Consider the following 20,795-nt stretch of genomic DNA (forward strand, 5'->3'; position numbering starts at 1 on the left):
GGTGTGTGTGGGGCCCCGCGCCCCGCGGGGCCGGCTGCGCGGGGGGGGGGGGGGGCCCGGCCCCCCCCCGCATCGTGGGGGGGGCGCCCGGCCCGGCCCCCCCCCCCCTCACCTCAGGAACCGCGTGTCATCAGCTGCAGCCGCTGGTCGAGCCGCAGCCCTCGCAGATGTAGCAGGAGCCGGCCCGCTGCATCTTGGTGCCGCAGGAGAAGCACAGCGGGGCGTCGGCCTGGATGCCCAGCTGCATCTCCACGAGCTCGGCGCTGGTGTGCGCCTGCTTCGGGGCGGGCTCGGCCACCTCGGGCTCGGCCTTCGGGGCGGCGACGGCCTTCAGGTCGGTCTGACGCGGCGCCGACTGGGCCAGGCCCTCGACGTCGACCTCGTCGTCCTCCATGGACTGCTCGTAGGACCCGGTCTCCAGGTGCCGCTGGCGCTCCTCGGCGGAGTGGATGCCGAGGGCGGAGCGGGTCTCGAAGGGCAGGAAGTCCAGCGCCAGGCGACGGAAGATGTAGTCGACGATCGACTGCGCCATCCGCACGTCCGGGTCGTCCGTCATGCCGGCCGGCTCGAAGCGCATGTTGGTGAACTTCGAGACGTACGTCTCCAGCGGCACGCCGTACTGGAGGCCGACCGAGACCGCGATGGAGAAGGCGTCCATCATGCCCGCGAGGGTCGAGCCCTGCTTGGACATCTTCAGGAAGACCTCGCCGAGACCGTCGTCCGGGTAGGAGTTGGCGGTCATGTAGCCCTCGGCGCCGCCGACCGTGAAGGACGTGGTGATGCCGGGACGACCCTTCGGAAGGCGCTTGCGGACCGGGCGGTACTCGACGACCTTCTCGACCGTCTCGCGGATGGTCGCCTCGGTCTTCTGCGTGATCTCGGCCTTCTCCTTCTGCTTGGTCTTGGCGGAGAGGGGCTGGCCGACCTTGCAGTTGTCGCGGTAGATCGCGAGCGCCTTGACGCCCAGCTTCCAGGCCTTGAAGTAGATCTCCTCGACCTCCTCGACGGTCGCCGACTCCGGCATGTTGACCGTCTTGGACAGGGCGCCGGAGATCCACGGCTGGATCGCGGCCATCATGCGGACGTGGCCCATCGCGGAGATGGAGCGCTCGCCCATGGCGCAGTCGAACACCTCGTAGTGCTCGTGCCTGAGGCCCGGGGCGTCGACGACATTGCCGTGGTCGGCGATGTGGGCGACGATCGCCTCGATCTGCTCCTCCTGGTAGCCCAGGCGGCGCAGAGCCTGCGGGACGGTGCCGTTGACGATCTGCATCGAGCCGCCGCCGACCAGCTTCTTGAACTTGACCAGGGCGAGGTCGGGCTCGAGACCGGTGGTGTCGCAGGACATGGCGAGACCGATGGTGCCGGTCGGCGCGATGACGGACGCCTGCGAGTTACGGAAACCGTTCAGCTCGCCGAGGCGGACGACGTCCTGCCAGGCCTCCGTGGCGGCGGCCCAGATCGGGGTGTCCAGGTCGTCCATGCGGACGGCCTTGCCGTTGGCGTCGGCGTGCTGCTTCATGACGCGCTTGTGCGCGTCGGCGTTGCGGGCGTAGCCGTCGTACGCGCCGACGACCGCGGCCAGCTCGGCGGAGCGGCGGTACGACGTGCCGGTCATCAGGGAGGTGATGGCACCCGCCAGGGCGCGGCCGCCTTCGGAGTCGTACGCGTGACCGGTCGCCATCAGCAGGGCGCCGAGGTTGGCGTAGCCGATGCCGAGCTGGCGGAAGGCGCGGGTGTTCTCGCCGATCTTCTGGGTCGGGAAGTCCGCGAAGCAGATGGAGATGTCCATCGCGGTGATGACGAGCTCGACGACCTTGGCGAAGCGCTCGACGTCGAAGGACTGGCTGCCCTTGCCGTCGTCCTTGAGGAACTTCATCAGGTTCAGCGAGGCGAGGTTGCAGGACGTGTTGTCCAGGTGCATGTACTCGCTGCACGGGTTCGAGCCGTTGATGCGGCCGGACTCCGGGCACGTGTGCCAGTGGTTGATCGTGTCGTCGTACTGGATGCCCGGGTCGGCGCAGGCCCAGGCGGCCTCGGCCATCTTGCGGAACAGGGCCTTGGCGTCGACCTCCTCGATGACCTCTCCGGTCATCCGCGCGCGGAGGCCGAACTTGCCGCCCTGCTCGACGGCCTTCATGAACTCGTCGTTCACCCGGACCGAGTTGTTGGCGTTCTGGTACTGGACGGACGTGATGTCGTCGCCGCCCAGGTCCATGTCGAAGCCCGCGTCCCGCAGGGCGCGGATCTTCTCCTCTTCCTTCACCTTGGTCTCGATGAAGTCCTCGATGTCGGGGTGGTCGACGTCGAGGATGACCATCTTGGCGGCACGACGGGTGGCACCGCCCGACTTGATCGTTCCCGCCGAGGCGTCGGCGCCGCGCATGAAGGAGACCGGGCCGGAGGCGTTGCCGCCGGAGGAGAGCAGCTCCTTGGAGGAGCGGATCCGGGAGAGGTTCAGGCCGGCTCCGGAGCCGCCCTTGAAGATCATGCCCTCTTCCTTGTACCAGTCGAGGATCGACTCCATGGAGTCGTCGACGGACAGGATGAAGCAGGCAGAGACCTGCTGGGGCTGCGGGGTGCCCACGTTGAACCACACGGGGCTGTTGAAGCTGAAGATCTGGTGCAGGAGGGCGTACGCCAGCTCGTGCTCGAAGATCTCGGCGTCGGCGGGCGAGGAGAAGTACTTGAAGTCCTCGCCGGCCTTCCGGTACGTCTTCACGATGCGGTCGATGAGCTGCTTGAGGCTCACCTCGCGCTGCGGGGTGCCGACGGCACCACGGAAGTACTTGCTGGTGACGATGTTGACCGCGTTCACCGACCAGAAGTCGGGGAACTCGACGCCACGCTGCTCGAAGTTGACCGAGCCGTCGCGCCAGTTGGTCATGACGACGTCACGGCGCTCCCACGCCACCTCGTCGTACGGGTGTACGCCGGGGGTGGTGTGGACGCGCTCGATACGCAGCCCCCTGCTGGCCTTGGACCCCTTGGCTCGGGAACCTCGTGCCGGGCCGCTCGCCGTCTCTGTCATGCCGCCTCCCTGTACGGGCTAAAACGCCCTGAAGTGCCACGATGTTCCCGTGGCACGGTGTTCTGTCTGGTGTTGCGGGCACCCTCACGCTTCCGCCCACAACAGGTCCTGGTCGCCGCGTCCCGGCCGGAACCCGGGTCTCCATCCGGTTTCCGGCCCGCCGGTCAGTCGGCGGCGTGGGCGGGCACGGGAACCTGAGAGGTCCCTCCGCGCCCGCGATCGTCTTCCTGGCTCCCCGCTCCCGCGTCTTCGTCGTCCGCGGCGGGGTCCCGCGTCGCTTCCCTCAGCTCCGCGATCGCGGCCTCGAAGTCCTCGAGCGAGTCGAACGCCCGGTACACGGAGGCGAATCGCAGATAGGCGACGAGGTCGAGTTCCTGCAACGGGCCGAGTATGGCCAGGCCCACGTCATGGGTGGTCAGCTCGGCGCTACCGGTGGCCCGCACCGCCTCCTCGACCCGCTGGCCGAGCTGGGCGAGTGCGTCCTCGGTGACAGGCCGCCCCTGGCATGCCTTGCGCACGCCATTGATGACCTTGGTACGGCTGAAAGGCTCGGTGACTCCCGACCGCTTGACCACCATGAGCGAGCACGTCTCCACGGTCGTGAAACGACGGGAGCAGTCAGGGCACTGGCGGCGCCTGCGGATCGACGTGCCGTCGTCGGTCGTACGACTGTCGACCACACGGCTGTCGGGGTGCCTGCAGAAGGGGCAGTGCATGATCTCCAACCCTCCTCACAGCAGACTAAACAGCCCCCAGGGACCTCAGGGGCCCCTCGAAGCAGCCTCAAGCATAGGCGATCGCGGAGCCGTCTCAGACCCGGGGGACCACAACTTGTGGGCTGCTGTAGCAATCCAACCACTAGATGTGGGGATTGGCTGATACACCGACAGCTCTCGCGTGTCGCGGCCGCGGACACCCGGACGGCGGATCCACCCCCGCCACACGTGAGAACACGCGCGCGCGGACGTACCACCAGGACACTTACGGAGATAGCGTGGGCGCCGCACGGAGGACGCGTAGGACTCCGGCGCAGAAGGGACCCGAATCCCGGTCGACGGGGTTCCGGATGGCAGACTGGGGAAGCAACCCACGAGGTGACCCACCCCGGCGGTGAAGCGTACAACAATGGGCGCTTTTGTCTGTCAGGCGTCGCGTGAGCCATACACCCAGACACATGACCGCGTCAGGTGAATCGCACTTTTTCACTCGAACGTGTGTTTGGCGCAACCTTTCGAAAGCAACTACCGTTGTCCAGCAGGGAGACCATCGAGAGGGGCCGACGTGACCACCACCGCAGACAGTGCCACCATCACTGCCCAGGACCGCTCCCAGGGCCGAGTCGAGCCGGTACATGCGATGAACGAAGCCACGAATCCCGAGGGGCCCAAGCGCTCCCTGCCTGGCCGACCTCCAGGCATCCGGGCGGACAGCTCGGGGCTCACCGACCGGCAGCGCCGGGTGATCGAGGTCATCAGGGACTCCGTGCAGCGGCGCGGCTACCCGCCGTCGATGCGCGAGATCGGCCAGGCCGTCGGTCTCTCCAGCACGTCCTCGGTCGCGCATCAGCTGATGGCGCTGGAACGCAAGGGCTTCCTGCGCCGCGACCCGCACCGCCCGCGCGCATACGAGGTGCGCGGTTCCGACCAGGCCGTGACCGTGCAGCCCACGGACACCGCCGGCAAGCCCGCGGCGTCGTACGTCCCGCTGGTCGGCCGTATCGCGGCCGGCGGCCCGATCCTCGCCGAGGAGTCGGTCGAGGACGTGTTCCCGCTCCCCCGGCAGCTGGTCGGTGACGGCGAACTCTTCGTCCTCAAGGTCGTCGGCGACTCCATGATCGAGGCCGCGATCTGTGACGGCGACTGGGTCACCGTCCGCCGTCAGCCGGTCGCCGAGAACGGCGACATCGTGGCGGCCATGCTCGACGGCGAGGCCACCGTCAAGCGCTTCAAGCGCGAGGACGGCCACGTCTGGCTCCTCCCGCACAACTCGGCCTACGAGCCGATCCCTGGCGACGACGCGACCATCCTGGGCAAGGTCGTCGCAGTGCTGCGGCGCGTGTGACGGCTGCGGCGGGCAGGCCGGACAGGCCGCCTGCCCCCTGACCGGGCCCCGGGACCCCTGCGCCGGTTCCGGGGCCCTGTGCGTTCGGCTCCGCCCAGAGCCGGCGTCAGCCCACCTGGGCCTGGCGGCCCAGGTGGGAGAGCTTCATTGGGCTTCCGCCTGCTTCGCGGCCGCGTCGATCGCCGCGAGCGACCTGCGCACCTGATCACGGTCCGTGGTGTACCAGAATTCGGGCAGTGACGCCTTGAGGTATCCGCCGTACCGCGCGGTGGCGAGCCGCTGATCCAGTACGGCGACCACACCGCGGTCCCCGGTCGCCCGAACGAGACGGCCGGCGCCCTGTGCCATGAGCAGGGCAGCGTGAGTCGCGGCCACCGCCATGAAGCCGTTGCCGCCCGCCTCCTCGACCGCCTTCTGGCGGGCGCTCATCAGCGGGTCGTCGGGGCGCGGGAACGGGATCTTGTCCATGACCACCAGCTGACAGCTGGCTCCTGGGACATCGACGCCCTGCCACAGCGACAGCGTGCCGAAAAGGCAGGTCTCGGGGTCGGCGGCAAAGTTCTTGATCAGCTCACCGAGCGTCTCCTCGCCCTGGAGCAGGATCGGGAATTCGGGGATCCGGGAGCGCAGCTCCTCGGCGGCGAGCTGGGCGGCCCGCATGGACGAGAACAGTCCGAGGGTGCGGCCGCCTGCCGCCTGGATCAGCTCGGTCAGCTCATCGAGCATGTCGGTGCGCTCACCGTCCCGTGCCGGGCGCGCGAGGTGCTTGGCCACGTACAGGATGCCCTGCTTGGGGTAGTCGAAGGGTGAGCCGACGTCGACGCCCTTCCACTGCGGCAGGTCCTCGCCCTCCACACCCTCGGGTCCCAGTCCCAGGGAGGCACCGACGCCGTTGAAGTCGCCGCCGAGCTTGAGGGTCGCCGAGGTGAGGACGACGCTGCGGTCGGCGAAGAGCTTCTCCCTGAGCAGTCCGGAGACCGACATGGGGGCGACGCACAGGGAGGCGCCGAAGCGGTCGTGGCGCTCGTACCAGACGACGTCCCATTCCGAGCCGTTCACGACGCGCTCCGCCACGTAGTGCACCGTCTCCACCGAGGCCAGTGCCTGCTTGCGCACCGCGTCCTCGTCCTGGACGGACTTGTCGCGGGTCGCGCCGATCGCGGAGATGACCGTACGGGCCGCGTCCCGCAAGGCCATCAGGGCGTAGCCGAGGTCCTCCGGGATCTCCTCAAGGCGGCCCGGCAGGGCCAGCTCCATCACCCGCTCGAAGCCCTCGGCGGCGGTCTGGAGCTGGTCGGCCGCCTTCTCGTTGACGAGCTTGGCGGACCGGCGCACGGCCCGGTTGACCTGGCCGGGTGTGAGTTCGCCGGTGGCGACGCCGGTGACGCGGGAGACGAGTTCGTGCGCCTCGTCCACGATCAGCACCTCGTGCTGCGGCAGCACCGGGGCGCCCTCGATCGCGTCGATGGCGAGGAGTGCGTGGTTCGTGACGACGACTTCGGCGAGCTTGGCACGCTCGCGGGCCATCTCCGCGAAGCACTCGGCGCCGTAGGCACACTTCGAGGCGCCCAGGCACTCCCGGGAGGACACGGACACCTGCGCCCAGGCGCGGTCGGAGACACCCGGCGTGAGATCGTCGCGGTCGCCGGTCTCGGTCTCGTCCGACCAGTCCCGCAGGCGCAGCAGGTCCTGGCCCAGCTTGCTGGTGGGCGCGGCGGCCTCGAACTGGTCGAAGAGTCCGTCCTCCTCGTCCTGCGGCATGCCCTCGTGCAGGCGGTGCAGACACAGGTAGTTCGACCTGCCCTTGAGCATGGCGAACTCCGGGCGGCGGCGCAGCAGCGGGTGCAGGGCGTCGACCGTGCGGGGCAGGTCGCGTTCCACGAGCTGCCGCTGCAGTGCGAGCGTGGCCGTGGCGACGACCACTCGCTCCCCGTGCGCCAGCGCGGGCACGAGATAGCCCAGCGACTTTCCGGTGCCGGTGCCGGCCTGGATGAGCAGGTGGGATGCGTCGTCGATCGCCTCGGCGACCGCTTCGGCCATGGTCACCTGGCCGGGACGCTCCGTACCGCCGACGGCTGCGACCGCGGCATGCAGGAGTTCGGGGAGTGGGGGCTTCGTCATAGCCCGACCACCCTACGGCCCGGCACTGACATTCGGGCGATCACGGCTGGGACGAGGGGTGGGATCACTGCCGGGACTCCTGGGGCGGGACGGGGGCCGGTCGGGTCGGCCGGGGTCTGCGGATGTCGTGAGGGAGGGAGAGCCGGATCGGCGCAACCCGCCCACCTTCTGCGACACAAGAACCACGCAGCGCTACAGCAGACCGCGCAGGCCTCGGTCCCGGATCATGAGGGCGGCCCGCTTGCCCGGCAGGTCGACCTCTGCCCCGAACCGGAATCCGGCGGTCAGGAAAGCGGCCACGGAGGGGGTGTTGCCGAGGTCGGGCTCCGCGACGACGCGGGAGCAGGCGGGGCGACGGTCCAGGACCAGGTCGGCCACGGCTCTGAGCAGGGCGGATCCCAGCCCTCTCCCCCGGTCCGCGGCACCACCGATGAGGAGGTGGATCCCGGTGTCGTGCGGACGGGACGGATAGTGGCGGGCCAACGGATCCAGGTCCGCCCGGTAGATCTCCCAATAGCTCATGGGGGTGCCGTCCAGCATGCCGAGACACGGCATGCTGCGTCCGTCGCTGTCGAGTTGGGCGCGCACATGCCTCGCCGTCTCGTTGTGGGATCCGGCCAGCTCCCAGAACGCGGCGACAGCTGGGTCGTTCATCCAGCCGTGGATGAGCTGCAGGTCGTGCTCCACGTCCACCGGCACCAGCTGGAACCGGCCTACGGGTGTGACGGTCGGCCCCCACGCGGGGATGTCGTCGAGGAGGTCGTCCGTGACCTCCGTGAGATGCGCGCGGCCTGGGCCGAGCTTCGCCGCGGCCCACGCGGATCCCTGCCCCGCTCCCCGAGCACCGCTGCCCGCATCGGCCGTCCCTCCGGCGAAGAGAGCGACGAACTCGTCGGGCAGCCGGAGGTCCAGCGTGTCCTCGCCGTCCCCGAAGGATGCGGTGTCCCTGGTGCCCTCGGTCTCTCGGGGGCCGGAGCGGCCCGGGGCGACGGGGACGGAGGCGGGGCCTGGGCCGGCGCTCGCGTCGGTGGGAGGCACAGTGCGCTCCTCTCAGGAGACGAAGGGGGTCATGGTCCTCGGCGATGCAGGCAGAGAGTGCGGTTCGTTCAGGAGTGAAGGGGGTTGGCGATGGTGACGTAGACGGACTGGGTGTCGACCGGGCCGACGAGTTCGTCGAGACCGTGCAGCCGGGTCAGCAGGTTGGCCTTGCAGCGCAGGACGGGTGAGTCGAGCAGCAGGCCGGGCAGTGAGGAGCCCAGCGCGAGGGGCCCCGAGGCGACGTCGGTGAGGAAGCGGCGGGACGCCGCGAGGAGCAGGCGCTCGTCGGCGAGGCGCTGGGAGCCGAAGGCGCCGATCAGGCCGAGCACATTGTTGACGGCGAGGTAGTAGGCGAAGCGTTCGTCGGTGACGTCGTCGGAGACGAACGTGTCGCTGCGCTCGCCGATGCCGGGCAGCCGCGCGTCGAGGTCGGCGCGCCGGGACTCGCGGAAGTAGTAGCCCTGGTTGTCGCGGTAGCGGCCGCCGGCGGGCCAGCCGTTGGGGTCGAGCAGGAGGAGGGTGTTCTGCTGGTGGGCCTCGAGGGCGATGCCGGCCTCGCCGTCCAGCCACAGCACGGGCCGGACGACCTGTTCCAGGTAGCGCAGGAACCACTCGGCGGCGACGGCTTCGACCGGCCGGCCGGTGCGTGCGGCCAGTCCTGCCACGAGCTGGGCCAGCCGGGACTGGTGGTGCCAGGAGTTCTGCGCCGGTGAGGCACCGGGTTCGGCGAGGGGCCGGGGCGTGACGAGACCGGCGACGCAGCTGACGTCGTCGGCCGGGGTGAACGGGTTGTGCCGGATCACGACATCGAGGCCGGGCACGGGCCGGCCGTCCGGGTCGTCGACGGCGAGCCAGGCCGGGTCGCGGACGACGTCGAAGCCGGGGTGCACGGCCTGCCACTGCTTGAAGAGGCCGCTGCGCAGCAAACGGTGCACCTCGACTCCGCGGTGGAGTTCCTTGCGCAGGTTCTCGCGGCGGGAGTTGGTGATGCGCAGGCCCAGCGACAGTTTGAGCATGGCGGGGCCGCCGGAGCGGTGGACGGTGCGTACGGAAGAGGTGGGGTGCCATGGAGAACCGAGAGGACCGAGGTCGCGGAGGGCCCCGGTGTCGAGCAGGGCGGCGACGCCTTCGCGGTGCCTGACCTCGCGCGCCTGCCAGGGATGCAGGGGCAGGGCGGCGTATCCCTCGGGCAGGGGCAGGGCCGGTCCGGCGAGACGCTGGGTCAGGTGGTCCGCGGGGACGGGACGGCCGCGCTCGGTCCACGCCGAGTCGGTCGCGAGCAGGGAGGGAGCGACCGCCATCCAGTGCAGGGGGAAGGAGCCGCGCAGTTCCGGTGAGTACAGCCGGGCTTCGGCTTCGGTCAGGCCTTCCCGGCTCTTGGGGGTCGGGTGCAGGGGGTGTCCGAGGACGAGGGCCTGTTCGGCGCCGAGGAAGAGGTCGGGGCCGTCGGCCGGGTGGGCGCGCCGGTCGCGGATGAAGGTCGCGGTGCGGCGCAGGGAGTCGGCCACCCCGGCGACGAGGTCACCGTCCGGGTCGACGGGCTTGGGGGTGCCTGCGGTGGAAGTGCCAGTGGCGCTGGAGGTGCTGGTGGTGCTGGTGGAGCCGGGTGCGCCGGTGGTGCCAGTGGCGCCGGGTGCGCCGGTGATGCCCTTGCCGCCGGGCGTCTCCCTGGCGAGCAGGGCCGCGAGGGTGACCGCGTCGACGGGTGGCGCCGTTTCGGGGGCACCCGCGAGACAGGGAGGTCCGAAGCGGTGCCAGCCCGTCGGGGACCAGTGGCGGACCGGTGCGATCAGGGCGGTGCCGCTGGTGGGCAGCGGGATGCGGAGCGTGCTGGTGGTGGGGGCGGCGAGGTCCGTCTCACGTACCCAGCAGCGGAGCAGGTTCTCCACGGCGGCGGCCTGGGCGGCGGTGTGGGGGTCGGGATCGTCCAGTGGGTCGGCGCCAAAGGCTCCTGTGCGTGCGGCGTCCGGAGTGCGCCGCTTCTGCTGGGGAACCGACTCGGCGAGTGGCACGGGCGAGGGCTGGGCGGCGGAGTCTCCCTGTTCGTCGGGGCCACCGGAACGGCCGTCGGGTGCGGGGGTGGCGTTCAAGACGGCTCCTTGAGGGCTGGGCTGGGGTTGTTCGGGGGTGGTACTCGCTCGGTCTCGTCCGCTCGGTCGTCGTGCCGTCGCCGATGGGGGTCCTGGTGGGAGTGCAGTCGTGACGGTGTGTGGTGCGGGTCGTCGTGTGTCGGCCTCGGCGGCGGGGCGCCGCCGTGCGGCCGTTATCCGGTGTGTCGGGCAGGGCTGTCGTGCTGTCGATCGCGGCGGCCGTGGTCCTGCCGTTGGCGGGCCGCCGCTGCCACCGCGTCGGCCAGGCGGTCGAGCACCGCCGCAGCCTGTTCGTCGCTGATGGTCAGAGGGGGCAGGAGCCGTACGACGCCGTCGTGGCGACCGCCGAGTTCCACGATGAGACCGCGGTGGAGGCACTCCCGTTGAACGGCCGCGGCGAGTTCGGGGTCGGCGGGGCGAGGGGTGCGGAGGGGCTCAAGCCCGTTCATCACCACGCGGTCGTCGCCGGTGGTGGGATCTTCGCCGGGTCCGGTGGTCTCGCCTTCCGGGTTCACCAGCTCGACCCCGATCATCAGGCCGCGTCCCCTGATGTCTCCCACGCACGGGAACTCCGCCTGGAGCTGTCGCAGTTGGGACAGCATCCGGGAGCCGAGGGCGGCGGCCCGTTCGGCGAGGCCGTTCTCGCGGACGTGGGCCAGGGTGGCGGTGCCCGCGGCCATGGCGAGCTGGTTCCCGCGGAAGGTGCCCGCGTGGGCGCCTGGCTGCCAGACGTCGAGGTCGTCGCGGTAGACGACCACGGCCAGCGGGAGGCTGCCGCCGATGGCCTTGGACAGGACCATGACGTCGGGCGTGACACCGCTGTGTCCGACACCCCAGAAGGCGCCGGTCCGGCCGACGCCGGTCTGGATCTCGTCGGCGATCAGCGGGATGGAACGCTCGGCCGTGATCTGCCGCATGCGGCGCAGCCAGTCGTCCGGCGCCGGGATCACTCCCCCCTCGCCCTGGACGGGTTCCATGATCATCCCGGCGGGCAGCGGCACGCCCGACTTGGGGTCGTCGAGGAGGGACTCGGTCCAGCGCGCGGCGAGTTCGGCGCCGCGCGGTCCGCCGATGCCGAAGGGGCAGCGGTAGTCCTGCGGGTACGGCAGGCGCGCGACCCGTACGTCGCCGGCACCGCCGGAGGCGGCCAGGGCTCCGGACGTCATGCCGTGGTAGGCGCCGGTGAAGGCGAGCATGCCGGTGCGTCCGGTCGCGGTCCGGACCAGTTTGAAGGCGGCCTCCACGGCGTCGGTGCCGGCCGGTCCGCAGAACTGGACGCGGGCGCGGTCGGCGAGGCCGGGCGGCAGAGTGCGGAACAGCTCGGTGATGAAGGCGTCCTTGACGGGGGTCGCCAGGTCGAGGACGGAGAGCGGGGCGCCCGAGTCGAGGACCCGGCGGATGGCTTCCAGCACGACCGGGTGGTTGTGGCCGAGGGCGAGGGTTCCGGCGCCGGAGAGGCAGTCCAGATAGCGGCGGCCGTCGGCGCCCTCGATGGTCAGCCCCCGCGCTCGCACGGGCACGATGGGGAGGGCCCGCGCGTAGGTGCGCGCCGCGGATTCGCGCGCCGACTGACGCCTCAGGATCCCCTCGTGCACGGCGCGCGGCCCCCCGTACGTGCCTTCGGCCACCGACTCGGTCACAGCCACGGCTCGCTGTCCTCCCCGCTGTCCAGAGGCGAGTTGATCCGCGGGGACCGGGCACAGGCAGCAGGCCCCCCACCGCTACAACAGCGGACCGGCCCGCGGGTTACGGGTGACCGCGAGATCAATGTCCGTCGACGGTCCGCTCCGCCGTCGTAGGGGGGTTCCGTTGTCTCTGGATTCGTCCGGCACGGGGGTCCGGCCGGCGGAAGCCGTCCGAGTGGCGCGTGCGGCCCCGGAGCTGTGCGCGGGCGGGGATTCGGACGGGCTTCGGGAGCAGCAGGCGGAGCTCGCGGGCCTGCTGCGAGAGCTGAGGACCAGGTCAGGCAGCTCGTAGCGAAACCGTTGCCGTTCCGTCGGAACTCCCCCACAGCGACCGCATAGTGTGTGGTCCCGTTCCCACAGGGTCCTGGGACCGGCATGAACTCCCCGTGAGTTCCGCGCCGGTGCCGGGGTCGAAGCGCCGAGTTCCTTTACAGCAGGGGGAGTCAACACCATGCGATCCATACGGCCGTCGTTCACCGTTCGCCGAGGGAGGGGCGCGTCACGCAGAACCTCCCCCGTGCTGGCGACGGTCGCCCTCGTGTCGGCGCTGGCGCTGACCGCCACCGCCTGCAACGGCGACGGTGACGACAAGGCCGACAGCAAGCCGACCGCCACCGCTACGGCGGCCGGCGACGGAAAGATCCAGATCCCGGACGACATCAAGAACAAGCTCAAAGAGCACGGGATCGACATCGACAAGTGGAAGAACGGCGCCTGGAAGAACTGGAACAGGGACGACTGGCTGCGCGAGGCCAACGACTTCGTCAACCCGATCATCAAGGGCTTGTGGGACCCGGACCGGATGCGGGACGCCGACGACCCGGACAAGGGTGTCGACGACAACGACATCTCCGGTGACCAGGGCGTGACGGACCCGACGCCGGCGCCGGTGAAGGCGCAGGCGGTCAGGCCGCCGTACCACACCAACGCGGCCACGTCCGGCAAGCTCTTGTTCGACTCGCCCGAGGGCACCATGGTCTGCTCGGCGACGGTCGTGGAGGACCCGGCTCACCCGGGCAAGTCCAACCTCATCTGGACGGCGGGCCACTGTGTGCACGCCGGCAAGAAGGGCGGCTGGTACCGCAACATCGCCTTCGTGCCGTCGTACAACAACGCGGGCAAGTCGGCCGACCAGATGCAGAACGCCACCCGTGAGGAGATCGCGCCGTACGGCGTCTGGTGGGCCGATGCCGCGAAGACGTCCCAGCAGTGGATCGATCAGGGTGGTCAGACCGGCGGCAACGGTGCCTCCTACGACTTCGCCGTGATCCATGTGACGCCGGAGCAGGGCAACGCCGGCAAGTCCCTGGAGGAGACGGTCGGCGGCGCGCTTCCGGTGAACTTCGACGCCCCGGCCGTGCCGAAGGTGCAGAACATCACGGCGACCGGCTACCCGGCGGCGCCGCCGTACGACGGTCAGCTGGCGTACCAGTGCCAGGACAAGCCGGGCCGCCTGTCGATCAACAAGTCGGACCCGACGATGTACCGCATCGGCTGCACGATGACCGGCGGCTCCTCCGGCGGCGGCTGGGTGGAGACGGGCTCGGACGGCAAGCCGGCGCTGGTGTCCAACACGTCCATCGGCCCGGTGACTTCGGGCTGGCTGGCCGGTCCCCGTCTGGGCGATGTGGCCAAGGGCGTGTACGACTCGGTCAGCAAGAAGTTCGCCGGTCGGTAACGACTGCCGGCACAGCGGGGTCACGGGTGGCGGCGAGGCGTCTCACAGGAACCTTCACCGTCTCGCCGCCGTCCGTCCCCAGTCCCACGGGCATAGTGGGGTGTCACCAACGCTTCAACGGGGGTAATCGCACCATGCGTTCCGCACGTAGGTCCTCGACGCGCCGTCGTCGTACCGTTCTCGCCGCGACCGGACTCGTCGCCGCTCTGGCGCTCACCGCCACGGCCTGCAACGGCGACGACAAGGCGGACGGCCAGGCCGGCGCCGGCGCTTCCCAGGCCGCCGACGACGGCGGCAAGGTCCACATCCCGGCCGACATCGCGAACAAGCTCAAGGAGCACGGCATCGATGTCGACAAGTGGAAGAACGGCGGCTGGAAGGACTGGGACAAGGACAAGTGGCTCAGTGAGGCCAAGGACTTCGTCAACCCGGTGATCCAGGGCCTGTGGAAGCCTGACCGGATGCAGTCCGCCAAGGAGGCCAACAAGACGGTCTCGACGAAGGACGCCGCCGCCGACCAGGGGGTCAGCGACCCGGAGCCGCAGCCCGTGCAGGCGCAGGCCGAGAAGACGCCGTACCACGACAACGCGGCCCCCGTGGGCAAGGTCTTCTTCGACTCGCCCGAGGGTTCGATGGTCTGCTCCGGCACGGTGGTCAAGGACGTCAACCACCCGGGCAAGTCCAACCTGGTGTGGACGGCCGGTCACTGTGTGCACGCCGGCACGAACGGCGGCTGGTACCGCAACATCGCCTTCGTGCCGTCGTACAACGACCTCGACAAGTCGGAGTCCGACCTGGCGAACGCGACGACCACGCAGATCGCCCCGTACGGCACCTGGTGGGCGGACTGGGCCTCCACCTCGAACCAGTGGATCCAGGGCGGCTCGGAGACGGGCGGTGCGGGGGCGGCGTACGACTACGCCGTGCTGCACGTGAAGCCCGAGTCCGGGGCGAAGTCGCTGGAGGAGACCGTCGGGGCCGCCCTCGACGTCGACTTCTCGGCGCCGTCCGCGACCGAGGTCCCGAGCATGGGCGCCTGGGGCTACCCGGCGGCGCCGCCGTACAGCGGGCTGAAGATGTTCAAGTGCCTCGACCGGCCCGGCCGGCTGTCGCTGAACGCGTCGCTGCCGACGATGTACCGGATCGGCTGCACGATGACCGGCGGCTCCTCCGGTGGCGGCTGGTTCCGCGTGGTGAACGGCAAGACCGAGCTGGTGTCGAACACCTCCATCGGCCCCTCGAACAACACCTGGCTGGCCGGCCCACAGCTGGGCCAGGAGGCGCAGGGGCTGTACGAGAACATGAGCAAGACGTACGGCGGCCGGTGACACCTGCCGCATGCCGAAGGCCCGCTCCCGGTGACAGGGAGCGGGCCTTCGGGCTTGATGAGTGCGCTGCGACGGCTCAGGCGAGCGACGCCGGCACGTACGGTGCCAGGTCCGCCGCCAGCTCCTCGTGCACCCGGACCTTGAGCAGGGTGCCCTCCGCGGTGTGCTCCTCGGAGATCACCTCGCCCTCGGTGTGGGCACGGGCGACGAGCTTGCCGTGCGTGTACGGCACGATCGCCTCGATCTCGACCGAGGGACGCGGCAGATCGTTGTCGATCAGCGCGAGCAGCTCGGCGATGCCCTGGCCGGTGCGGGCCGAGACCGCGATGGAGCGCTTCTCGTTCCGCATCAGCCGCTGGAGCACCAGTGGGTCGGCCGCGTCCGCCTTGTTGATCACGACGATCTCGGGCACCTTGGTGGCCCCGACATCCCGGATCACCTCGCGCACGGCGGCCAGCTGCTCCTCCGGCACGGGGTGCGAGCCGTCCACCACGTGCAGGATCAGGTCGGAGTCGCCGACCTCCTCCATCGTGGAGCGGAACGCCTCGACCAGGTGGTGCGGCAGATGGCGGACGAAGCCGACGGTGTCCGCCAGCGTGTACACGCGGCCGCTCGGGGTCTCCGCGCGGCGGACGGTCGGGTCCAGGGTCGCGAACAGGGCGTTCTCGACCAGGACTCCGGCGCCCGTGAGGCGGTTGAGCAGCGAGGACTTGCCAGCGTTGGTGTAGCCCGCGATGGCGACGGACGGCACCTTGTTGCGCTTGCGCTCCTGGCGCTTGATCTCGCGGCCGGTCTTCATCTCCGCGATCTCCCGGCGCATCTTCGCCATCTTCTCGCGGATCCGGCGCCGGTCCGTCTCGATCTTGGTCTCACCGGGACCACGGGTGGCGAGGCCGCCGCCCTTGCCGCCGCCCATCTGCCGCGACAGCGACTGACCCCAGCCGCGCAGCCTCGGCAGCATGTACTGCATCTGCGCGAGCGCGACCTGCGCCTTGCCCTCTCGGGACTTGGCGTGCTGGGCGAAGATGTCGAGGATCAGGGCCGTACGGTCGATGACCTTGACCTTGACGACGTCTTCGAGCTGGATCAGCTGGCCCGGGCTCAGCTCACCGTCGCAGATGACGGTGTCGGCGCCCGTTTCGACGACGATGTCGCGCAGCTCCAGCGCCTTGCCGGAGCCGATGTAGGTGGCCGCGTCGGGCTTGTCGCGGCGCTGGATCACGCCGTCGAGCACGAGCGCGCCCGCGGTCTCCGCGAGGGCGGCCAGCTCCGCGAGGGAGTTGTCCGCGTCCTGCACGGTTCCCGTGGTCCACACCCCGACGAGCACGACCCGCTCCAGACGGAGCTGTCGGTACTCGACCTCGGTGACGTCTTCCAGCTCGGTGGAGAGGCCCACCACGCGACGCAGGGCCGCGCGCTCGGAGCGGTCGAACTGATCACCGTCCCGCTCGCCGTCGATCTCGTTGCTCCAGGCGACGTCCTCTTCCATCAGGGCATCGGCCCGAAGACCTTCGGGATAGTCGTGCGCGAGGCGCTTGGTGTCCTGGGAAGGGGAAGAAGAGGAGGTCATTGGATCCTTACGTCGATGGGATTGCCGAGTCGGCGGTGCTGACATCAGCCTTCATCTCTGCAACGCACGAGCGCCCCGCGAGATTCCCGTGTCCCGTGCCGCGCCGACCTGAAGATGGTCGCACGGAACGGGGCGTCTCGTCACCGCCTTATTTCCGGGCCGGGGCCTTGGCGCTCTTGGCCTGCTTCTTGGCGCTCTTGGTCTGCTTCTTGGCCTTCCAGTCCGGGTGGCCGGGCATCGGCGGGGTCTTCTCGCCGTACAGCCAGTTCTGGAAGAAGCCGCTCAGGTCGCGGCCGCCGACGGCCGAGGCGAGGCGGACGAAGTCGGCGGTGGAGGCGGTGGAGTCACGGTGCTCCTTGACCCACTGCTTCTCCAGCCGCTCGAAGGCCTGTACGCCGATCTCCTGGCGCAGGGCGTACAGCACCAGCGCCGCTCCGTCGTAGATGTTGGGACGGAAGATGCTGATCTTCTGGCCGGGCGCCGGTGCCTTGGGCAGGGCGGGCGGGCCGCCGGAGGCGCGCCAGCCGTCGGAGGAGGCGTATGCGGCCTTCATGCGGTCCTTCAGCGGCCGCTGCGCCTTCTCGTCCGCGTAGAGGGCCTCGTACCAGGTGGCGTGCCCCTCGTTCAGCCAGACGTCGGACCAGGAGCGGGGGCTGACGCTGTCGCCGAACCACTGGTGCGACAGCTCGTGCACCATGATCGACTCCAGGTACCACTTGGGGAAGGTGGGCTCGGTGAACAGGTCCTTCTCGAAGAGCGAGAGGGTCTGTGTCTCCAGTTCGAACCCGGTGGAGGCCTGAGCCATGAGCACGCCGTACGTCTCGAACGGGTACGGGCCGACCTTGCTCTCCATCCAGGCGATCTGGTCGGGCGTCTTCGCGAGCCACGGTTCGAGCGCCTTGCGGTCCGCGCTGGGCACGACGTCGCGGACCGGCAGTCCGTGCGGGCCCTCGCGGTGCAGGACGGTGGAGCGGCCGATGGACACCTGGGCGAGTTCGGTGGCCATGGGGTGCTGGGTGCGGTAGGTCCAGGTGGTGGACCCGCCGACCCGGTTCACTCCCGTCGGCACGCCGTTGGCGACGGCGGTGTAGCTGTTCGGGGCGGTGATCCGGAAGGTGAACATCGCCTTGTCGGACGGATGGTCGTTGCACGGGAAGACCAGGTGCCCGGCGTCGGCCTGGTTGGCCATGGCGAGGCCGTCGGCGGTGCGCACCCAGCCGCCGTCCTGGTCCTTGCCGGCGACGGGATCGCTGGTGTGTTTCACGGTGATCCGTGTCCAGCTGTCCTCGGGCAGGCGGTGGTCCGGCGTGACCACCAGGTCCTCACCCGCGCTGGTGAAGGCGGCGGGACGGCCGTCGACCTCGACGGACTCGACCGTGCCGTGCGCGAAGTCGAGGTTGACGCGGTCCAGGTCCTTGGTCGTCCAGGCGCTGATGGTGGTGACGGCCTGGAGCGGCTTGTCGTTGGTGTCCGGGTAGGTGAAGGACAGGTCGTACGACGCCACGTCGTATCCCGGGTTGCCCAGGTACGGGAAGAGGCGGTCGCCGACACCCAGGGGCGTGGCGGGGGCCCCGGCGGCGAGGAGGCAGACGGAGACGGCGGCGGCGAGCAGGGCCGCCTTGCGGTGGCGGAGCCGGTGGCTCGCGCGCGGGCGAGGGTTGAGCGGCATGCATCACCGCTACCAGCGCGCGCATGCGCCGCAGCGGCGGCGCGCGATCGGCCCACCCGAACGGGTTGGCCTGGGGCGCCTTCTGAGGCAGGGCCACCCTCGGCCGGCTTCCCCTCAGGAGGCCGGCGCCTGGTGCTGGGCCCTGCTCACGTCGTACACCCCGGGCACGTCGCGCATCGCACGCATGAGGGCCGGGAGGTGTGTCGCGTCGGGGAGCTGGAGGGTGTAGGTGTGGCGCACCCGCTGCTGGCTGGGCGGTTCCACGGTCGCGGAGACGATCTCGGCGCCCTCCAGGGCGATCGCCTCGGTGAGGTCGGCGAGCAGATGGGGGCGGCCGAACGATTCAGCGACCAGCGTGACCCGGCACTCGGTGGTGTCTCCCCAGCGCACATCGACCTCCGCGCGCCCCCGGCTCTTCATGTGTGCCACCGCGGTGCACCCCACACGGTGCACGGTCACCACTCCCCCGCGTACGGCGAAGCCGGTGATCTCGTCGGGGGGTACGGGCGTGCAGCACCCGGCGAGGCGTACCGCGGCTCCCGGCCGGTCCACCAGGACGTCCGCGCCGCGCGGGCGGGCCATGGGGGCGCCCTCGGTCTCGGCGGACCGCACGGCCGAGCCGCCCGCCCCCGCCGTGCCGCTCTGCGCGCCCGCCGCGCTGCGCCCCGTGCCGTCGGATTCGCTCCCCCCGCCCCCGCCCGGATGCGTCGCCAGCCACCGTTGGATGGCGATGCGGGCGGCCGCGGTGTGGGCGTGCTCCAGCCACTCGCGTGAGGGCTCGGAGGCCGGGTCCTGGCCCATGAGGAGCTGGACCGTGTCGCCGTCTCTCAGGACCGTGCTGAGGGTCGCCAGGCGGCCGTTGACGCGGGCTCCGATGCAGGCGTGGGCGTCCTCGCCGTACTGCGCGTAGGCGGCGTCCACACAGCTTGCTCCCTCGGGCAGGCCCAGGGTGCCGCCGTCGGGCCGGAAGACGGTGATCTCGCGGTCCTGGGCCAGGTCCTCGCGCAGCGTGGACCAGAAGGTGTCGGGATCGGGCGCGGCCTGCTGCCAGTCGAGGAGACGGGAGAGCCAGCCGGGACGGGTGGGGTCGGCGCGCTCGCCGTCGGCCGTCGTGGCCTGCTCCTCCGCAGGAGGAGCGTAGGGATTGCCGAGCGCGACGACTCCGGCCTCGGCGACCTTGTGCATCTGGTGGGTGCGGATGAGGACTTCGGCGACCTGGCCGCCCGCGCGGGCGACGGCGGTGTGCAGGGACTGGTAGAGGTTGAACTTCGGTACGGCGATGAAGTCCTTGAACTCCGAGACGACCGGCGTCATACAGGTGTGCAGTTCGCCGAGGACGCCGTAGCAGTCCGCGTCCTCGCCGACGAGCACCAACAGGCGGCCGAAGTCGGCGCCGCGCAGCCGTCCGCGCTTGCGGGCCACGCGGTGCAGGGAGACGAAGTGGCGCGGGCGGATGAGGACTTCGGCCGGGATGTCGGCCTCGCGCAGTACCCCTCGGACCTCGTCGGCGATCTCCGCCAGGGGGTCGTCGCGGCGGGCCGCGTTCTCGGCGATCAGTTCCCGGGTGTGTGCGTACTCCTCGGGGTGGAGGATGGCGAAGACGAGGTCTTCCAGTTCGGTCTTCAGGGCCTGTACGCCCAGGCGTTCGGCGAGCGGAATGAGGACGTCGCGGGTGACCTTGGCGATCCGCTCCTGTTTCTCGGGGCGCATCACGCCGAGGGTGCGCATGTTGTGCAGGCGGTCGGCGAGTTTGATCGACATCACGCGCACGTCGTTGCCCGTGGCTACGAGCATCTTGCGGAAGGTCTCGGGCTCGGCGGCCGCCCCGTAGTCGACCTTCTCCAGCTTGGTGACTCCGTCGACCAGATAGCGCACCTCCTCGCCGAACTGCTCCCGCACCTGATCGAGTGTCACATCGGTGTCCTCGACGGTGTCGTGGAGCAGGGAGGCCGTCAAGGTGGTGGTCTCCGCGCCGAGTTCGGCGAGGATCAGGGTCACCGCCAGCGGGTGCGTGATGTACGGCTCACCGCTCTTGCGCATCTGCCCACGGTGCGAGGACTCGGCCAGGACGTAGGCGCGGCGCAGGGGTTCGAGGTCCGCGTCGGGATGGTGCGCACGGTGCGCCTCGACGACATGGCCGATCGCGTCGGGCAGCCTGCCGCGGGCGGCCGGGCCGAGCAGCGCGGCCCGGCCCAGCCGGCGCAGATCGATCCGGGCCCGGGACTTCCTGCGGGCCGCTGCGGGCGCCGGGGGCGCTGCCGGGCCAGGGGTCGCAGGGTTCGTGGCCTCCGCACTCATGGGCACCTCCGGCTCGTGTACCGGCGTACGGAGCCCAGGGCATGCGCGGCTCAGGGATGGCGACGTTCCCCCGTCCGTGCCGGTGCTTGATGCTACCGAGCCCACCACGCGCGACTGACCGTCTCTCGCCGAGCGTGAAACGGATCACCCATTCGAGCGATGAGGAGGAGGTTTAGAGTTTGCGCCAACTGCCCTGCACTCGGCCGCGGTTTCGAACGGCTCCGGC

At 70.4% G+C, this 20,795-nt stretch carries 12 protein-coding genes; 3 read left to right on the top strand and 9 right to left on the bottom strand.

Features of this window, described 5'->3' with window-relative positions:
• Nucleotides 1-130 precede the first annotated feature (130 nt).
• Together ACIRU3_RS36170 and nrdR are read right to left on the bottom strand one after the other, a co-directional pair.
• Nucleotides 131-3,031, bottom strand: a complete 2,901-nt coding sequence (locus ACIRU3_RS36170) for a vitamin B12-dependent ribonucleotide reductase (protein ID WP_404065770.1) — start codon at nt 3,029-3,031, stop codon at nt 131-133.
• A gap of 164 nt (nt 3,032-3,195) precedes the next feature.
• Complete coding sequence (gene nrdR / locus ACIRU3_RS36175) at nt 3,196-3,747, bottom strand: transcriptional regulator NrdR (RefSeq protein ID WP_404065773.1); 552 nt, start codon at nt 3,745-3,747, stop codon at nt 3,196-3,198.
• 565 nt (nt 3,748-4,312) lie between these two features.
• Here nrdR and lexA point away from each other — a divergent pair.
• Complete coding sequence (gene lexA / locus ACIRU3_RS36180; protein ID WP_404065775.1) at nt 4,313-5,092, top strand: transcriptional repressor LexA; 780 nt, start codon at nt 4,313-4,315, stop codon at nt 5,090-5,092.
• Nucleotides 5,093-5,236: 144 nt separating this feature from the next.
• Here the strand turns inward: lexA and ACIRU3_RS36185 are convergent, their stop codons facing one another.
• The 4 genes from ACIRU3_RS36185 to ACIRU3_RS36200 all read right to left on the bottom strand — a co-directional run bounded on the left by ACIRU3_RS36185 (nt 5,237) and on the right by ACIRU3_RS36200 (nt 11,987).
• The gene (locus ACIRU3_RS36185; RefSeq protein ID WP_404065777.1) at nt 5,237-7,213 is read right to left on the bottom strand and encodes an ATP-dependent DNA helicase; all 1,977 of its coding nucleotides are present in this window, start codon (nt 7,211-7,213) and stop codon (nt 5,237-5,239) included.
• 192 nt (nt 7,214-7,405) lie between these two features.
• Complete coding sequence (locus ACIRU3_RS36190) at nt 7,406-8,251, bottom strand: GNAT family N-acetyltransferase (RefSeq protein ID WP_404065780.1); 846 nt, start codon at nt 8,249-8,251, stop codon at nt 7,406-7,408.
• A 68-nt stretch (nt 8,252-8,319) separates the two neighbouring features.
• Nucleotides 8,320-10,341 (bottom strand): IucA/IucC family protein, encoded by a 2,022-nt coding sequence (locus ACIRU3_RS36195; protein WP_404065783.1) that lies wholly within the window; start codon nt 10,339-10,341, stop codon nt 8,320-8,322.
• 173 nt (nt 10,342-10,514) lie between these two features.
• Nucleotides 10,515-11,987 (bottom strand): diaminobutyrate--2-oxoglutarate transaminase family protein, encoded by a 1,473-nt coding sequence (locus ACIRU3_RS36200; protein ID WP_404065786.1) that lies wholly within the window; start codon nt 11,985-11,987, stop codon nt 10,515-10,517.
• Nucleotides 11,988-12,477: 490 nt separating this feature from the next.
• On the opposite strand from ACIRU3_RS36200, the gene ACIRU3_RS36205 reads away from it, so the two are divergent.
• Together ACIRU3_RS36205 and ACIRU3_RS36210 are read left to right on the top strand one after the other, a co-directional pair.
• Nucleotides 12,478-13,704, top strand: coding sequence for a trypsin-like serine peptidase (locus ACIRU3_RS36205; RefSeq protein ID WP_404065788.1), 1,227 nt, complete (start codon nt 12,478-12,480; stop codon nt 13,702-13,704).
• Nucleotides 13,705-13,838: 134 nt separating this feature from the next.
• Nucleotides 13,839-15,032: a trypsin-like serine peptidase gene (locus tag ACIRU3_RS36210; RefSeq protein WP_404065791.1), complete on the top strand. Its 1,194-nt coding sequence runs from the start codon at nt 13,839-13,841 to the stop codon at nt 15,030-15,032.
• 76 nt (nt 15,033-15,108) lie between these two features.
• Here the strand turns inward: ACIRU3_RS36210 and hflX are convergent, their stop codons facing one another.
• The 3 genes from hflX to ACIRU3_RS36225 all read right to left on the bottom strand — a co-directional run bounded on the left by hflX (nt 15,109) and on the right by ACIRU3_RS36225 (nt 20,569).
• Complete coding sequence (hflX, locus tag ACIRU3_RS36215) at nt 15,109-16,602, bottom strand: GTPase HflX (protein WP_404065795.1); 1,494 nt, start codon at nt 16,600-16,602, stop codon at nt 15,109-15,111.
• Between the two features lie 148 nt (nt 16,603-16,750).
• On the bottom strand, nt 16,751-18,271 hold the full coding sequence (locus tag ACIRU3_RS36220) for a M1 family metallopeptidase (RefSeq protein ID WP_404065797.1): 1,521 nt from the start codon (nt 18,269-18,271) through the stop codon (nt 16,751-16,753).
• Between the two features lie 114 nt (nt 18,272-18,385).
• Nucleotides 18,386-20,569: a RelA/SpoT family protein gene (locus tag ACIRU3_RS36225; RefSeq protein WP_404065800.1), complete on the bottom strand. Its 2,184-nt coding sequence runs from the start codon at nt 20,567-20,569 to the stop codon at nt 18,386-18,388.
• Nucleotides 20,570-20,795: the final 226 nt, after the last annotated feature.

Source organism: Streptomyces sp. NPDC101151 (genome assembly GCF_044768335.1).
Lineage (GTDB): Bacteria > Actinomycetota > Actinomycetes > Streptomycetales > Streptomycetaceae > Streptomyces.

What these genes read in the sequence shown, in the direction of transcription:
- ACIRU3_RS36220 (WP_404065797.1), bottom strand. Translation starts at nt 18,271, where the DNA reads ATGCCGCTCAACCCTCGCCCGCGCGCGAGCCACCGGCTCCGCCACCGC.
- ACIRU3_RS36185 (WP_404065777.1), bottom strand. Translation starts at nt 7,213, where the DNA reads ATGACGAAGCCCCCACTCCCCGAACTCCTGCATGCCGCGGTCGCAGCC.
- ACIRU3_RS36170 (WP_404065770.1), bottom strand. Translation starts at nt 3,031, where the DNA reads ATGACAGAGACGGCGAGCGGCCCGGCACGAGGTTCCCGAGCCAAGGGG.
- hflX (WP_404065795.1), bottom strand. Translation starts at nt 16,602, where the DNA reads ATGACCTCCTCTTCTTCCCCTTCCCAGGACACCAAGCGCCTCGCGCAC.
- ACIRU3_RS36225 (WP_404065800.1), bottom strand. Translation starts at nt 20,569, where the DNA reads ATGAGTGCGGAGGCCACGAACCCTGCGACCCCTGGCCCGGCAGCGCCC.
- ACIRU3_RS36205 (WP_404065788.1), top strand. Translation starts at nt 12,478, where the DNA reads ATGCGATCCATACGGCCGTCGTTCACCGTTCGCCGAGGGAGGGGCGCG.
- nrdR (WP_404065773.1), bottom strand. Translation starts at nt 3,747, where the DNA reads ATGCACTGCCCCTTCTGCAGGCACCCCGACAGCCGTGTGGTCGACAGT.
- ACIRU3_RS36210 (WP_404065791.1), top strand. Translation starts at nt 13,839, where the DNA reads ATGCGTTCCGCACGTAGGTCCTCGACGCGCCGTCGTCGTACCGTTCTC.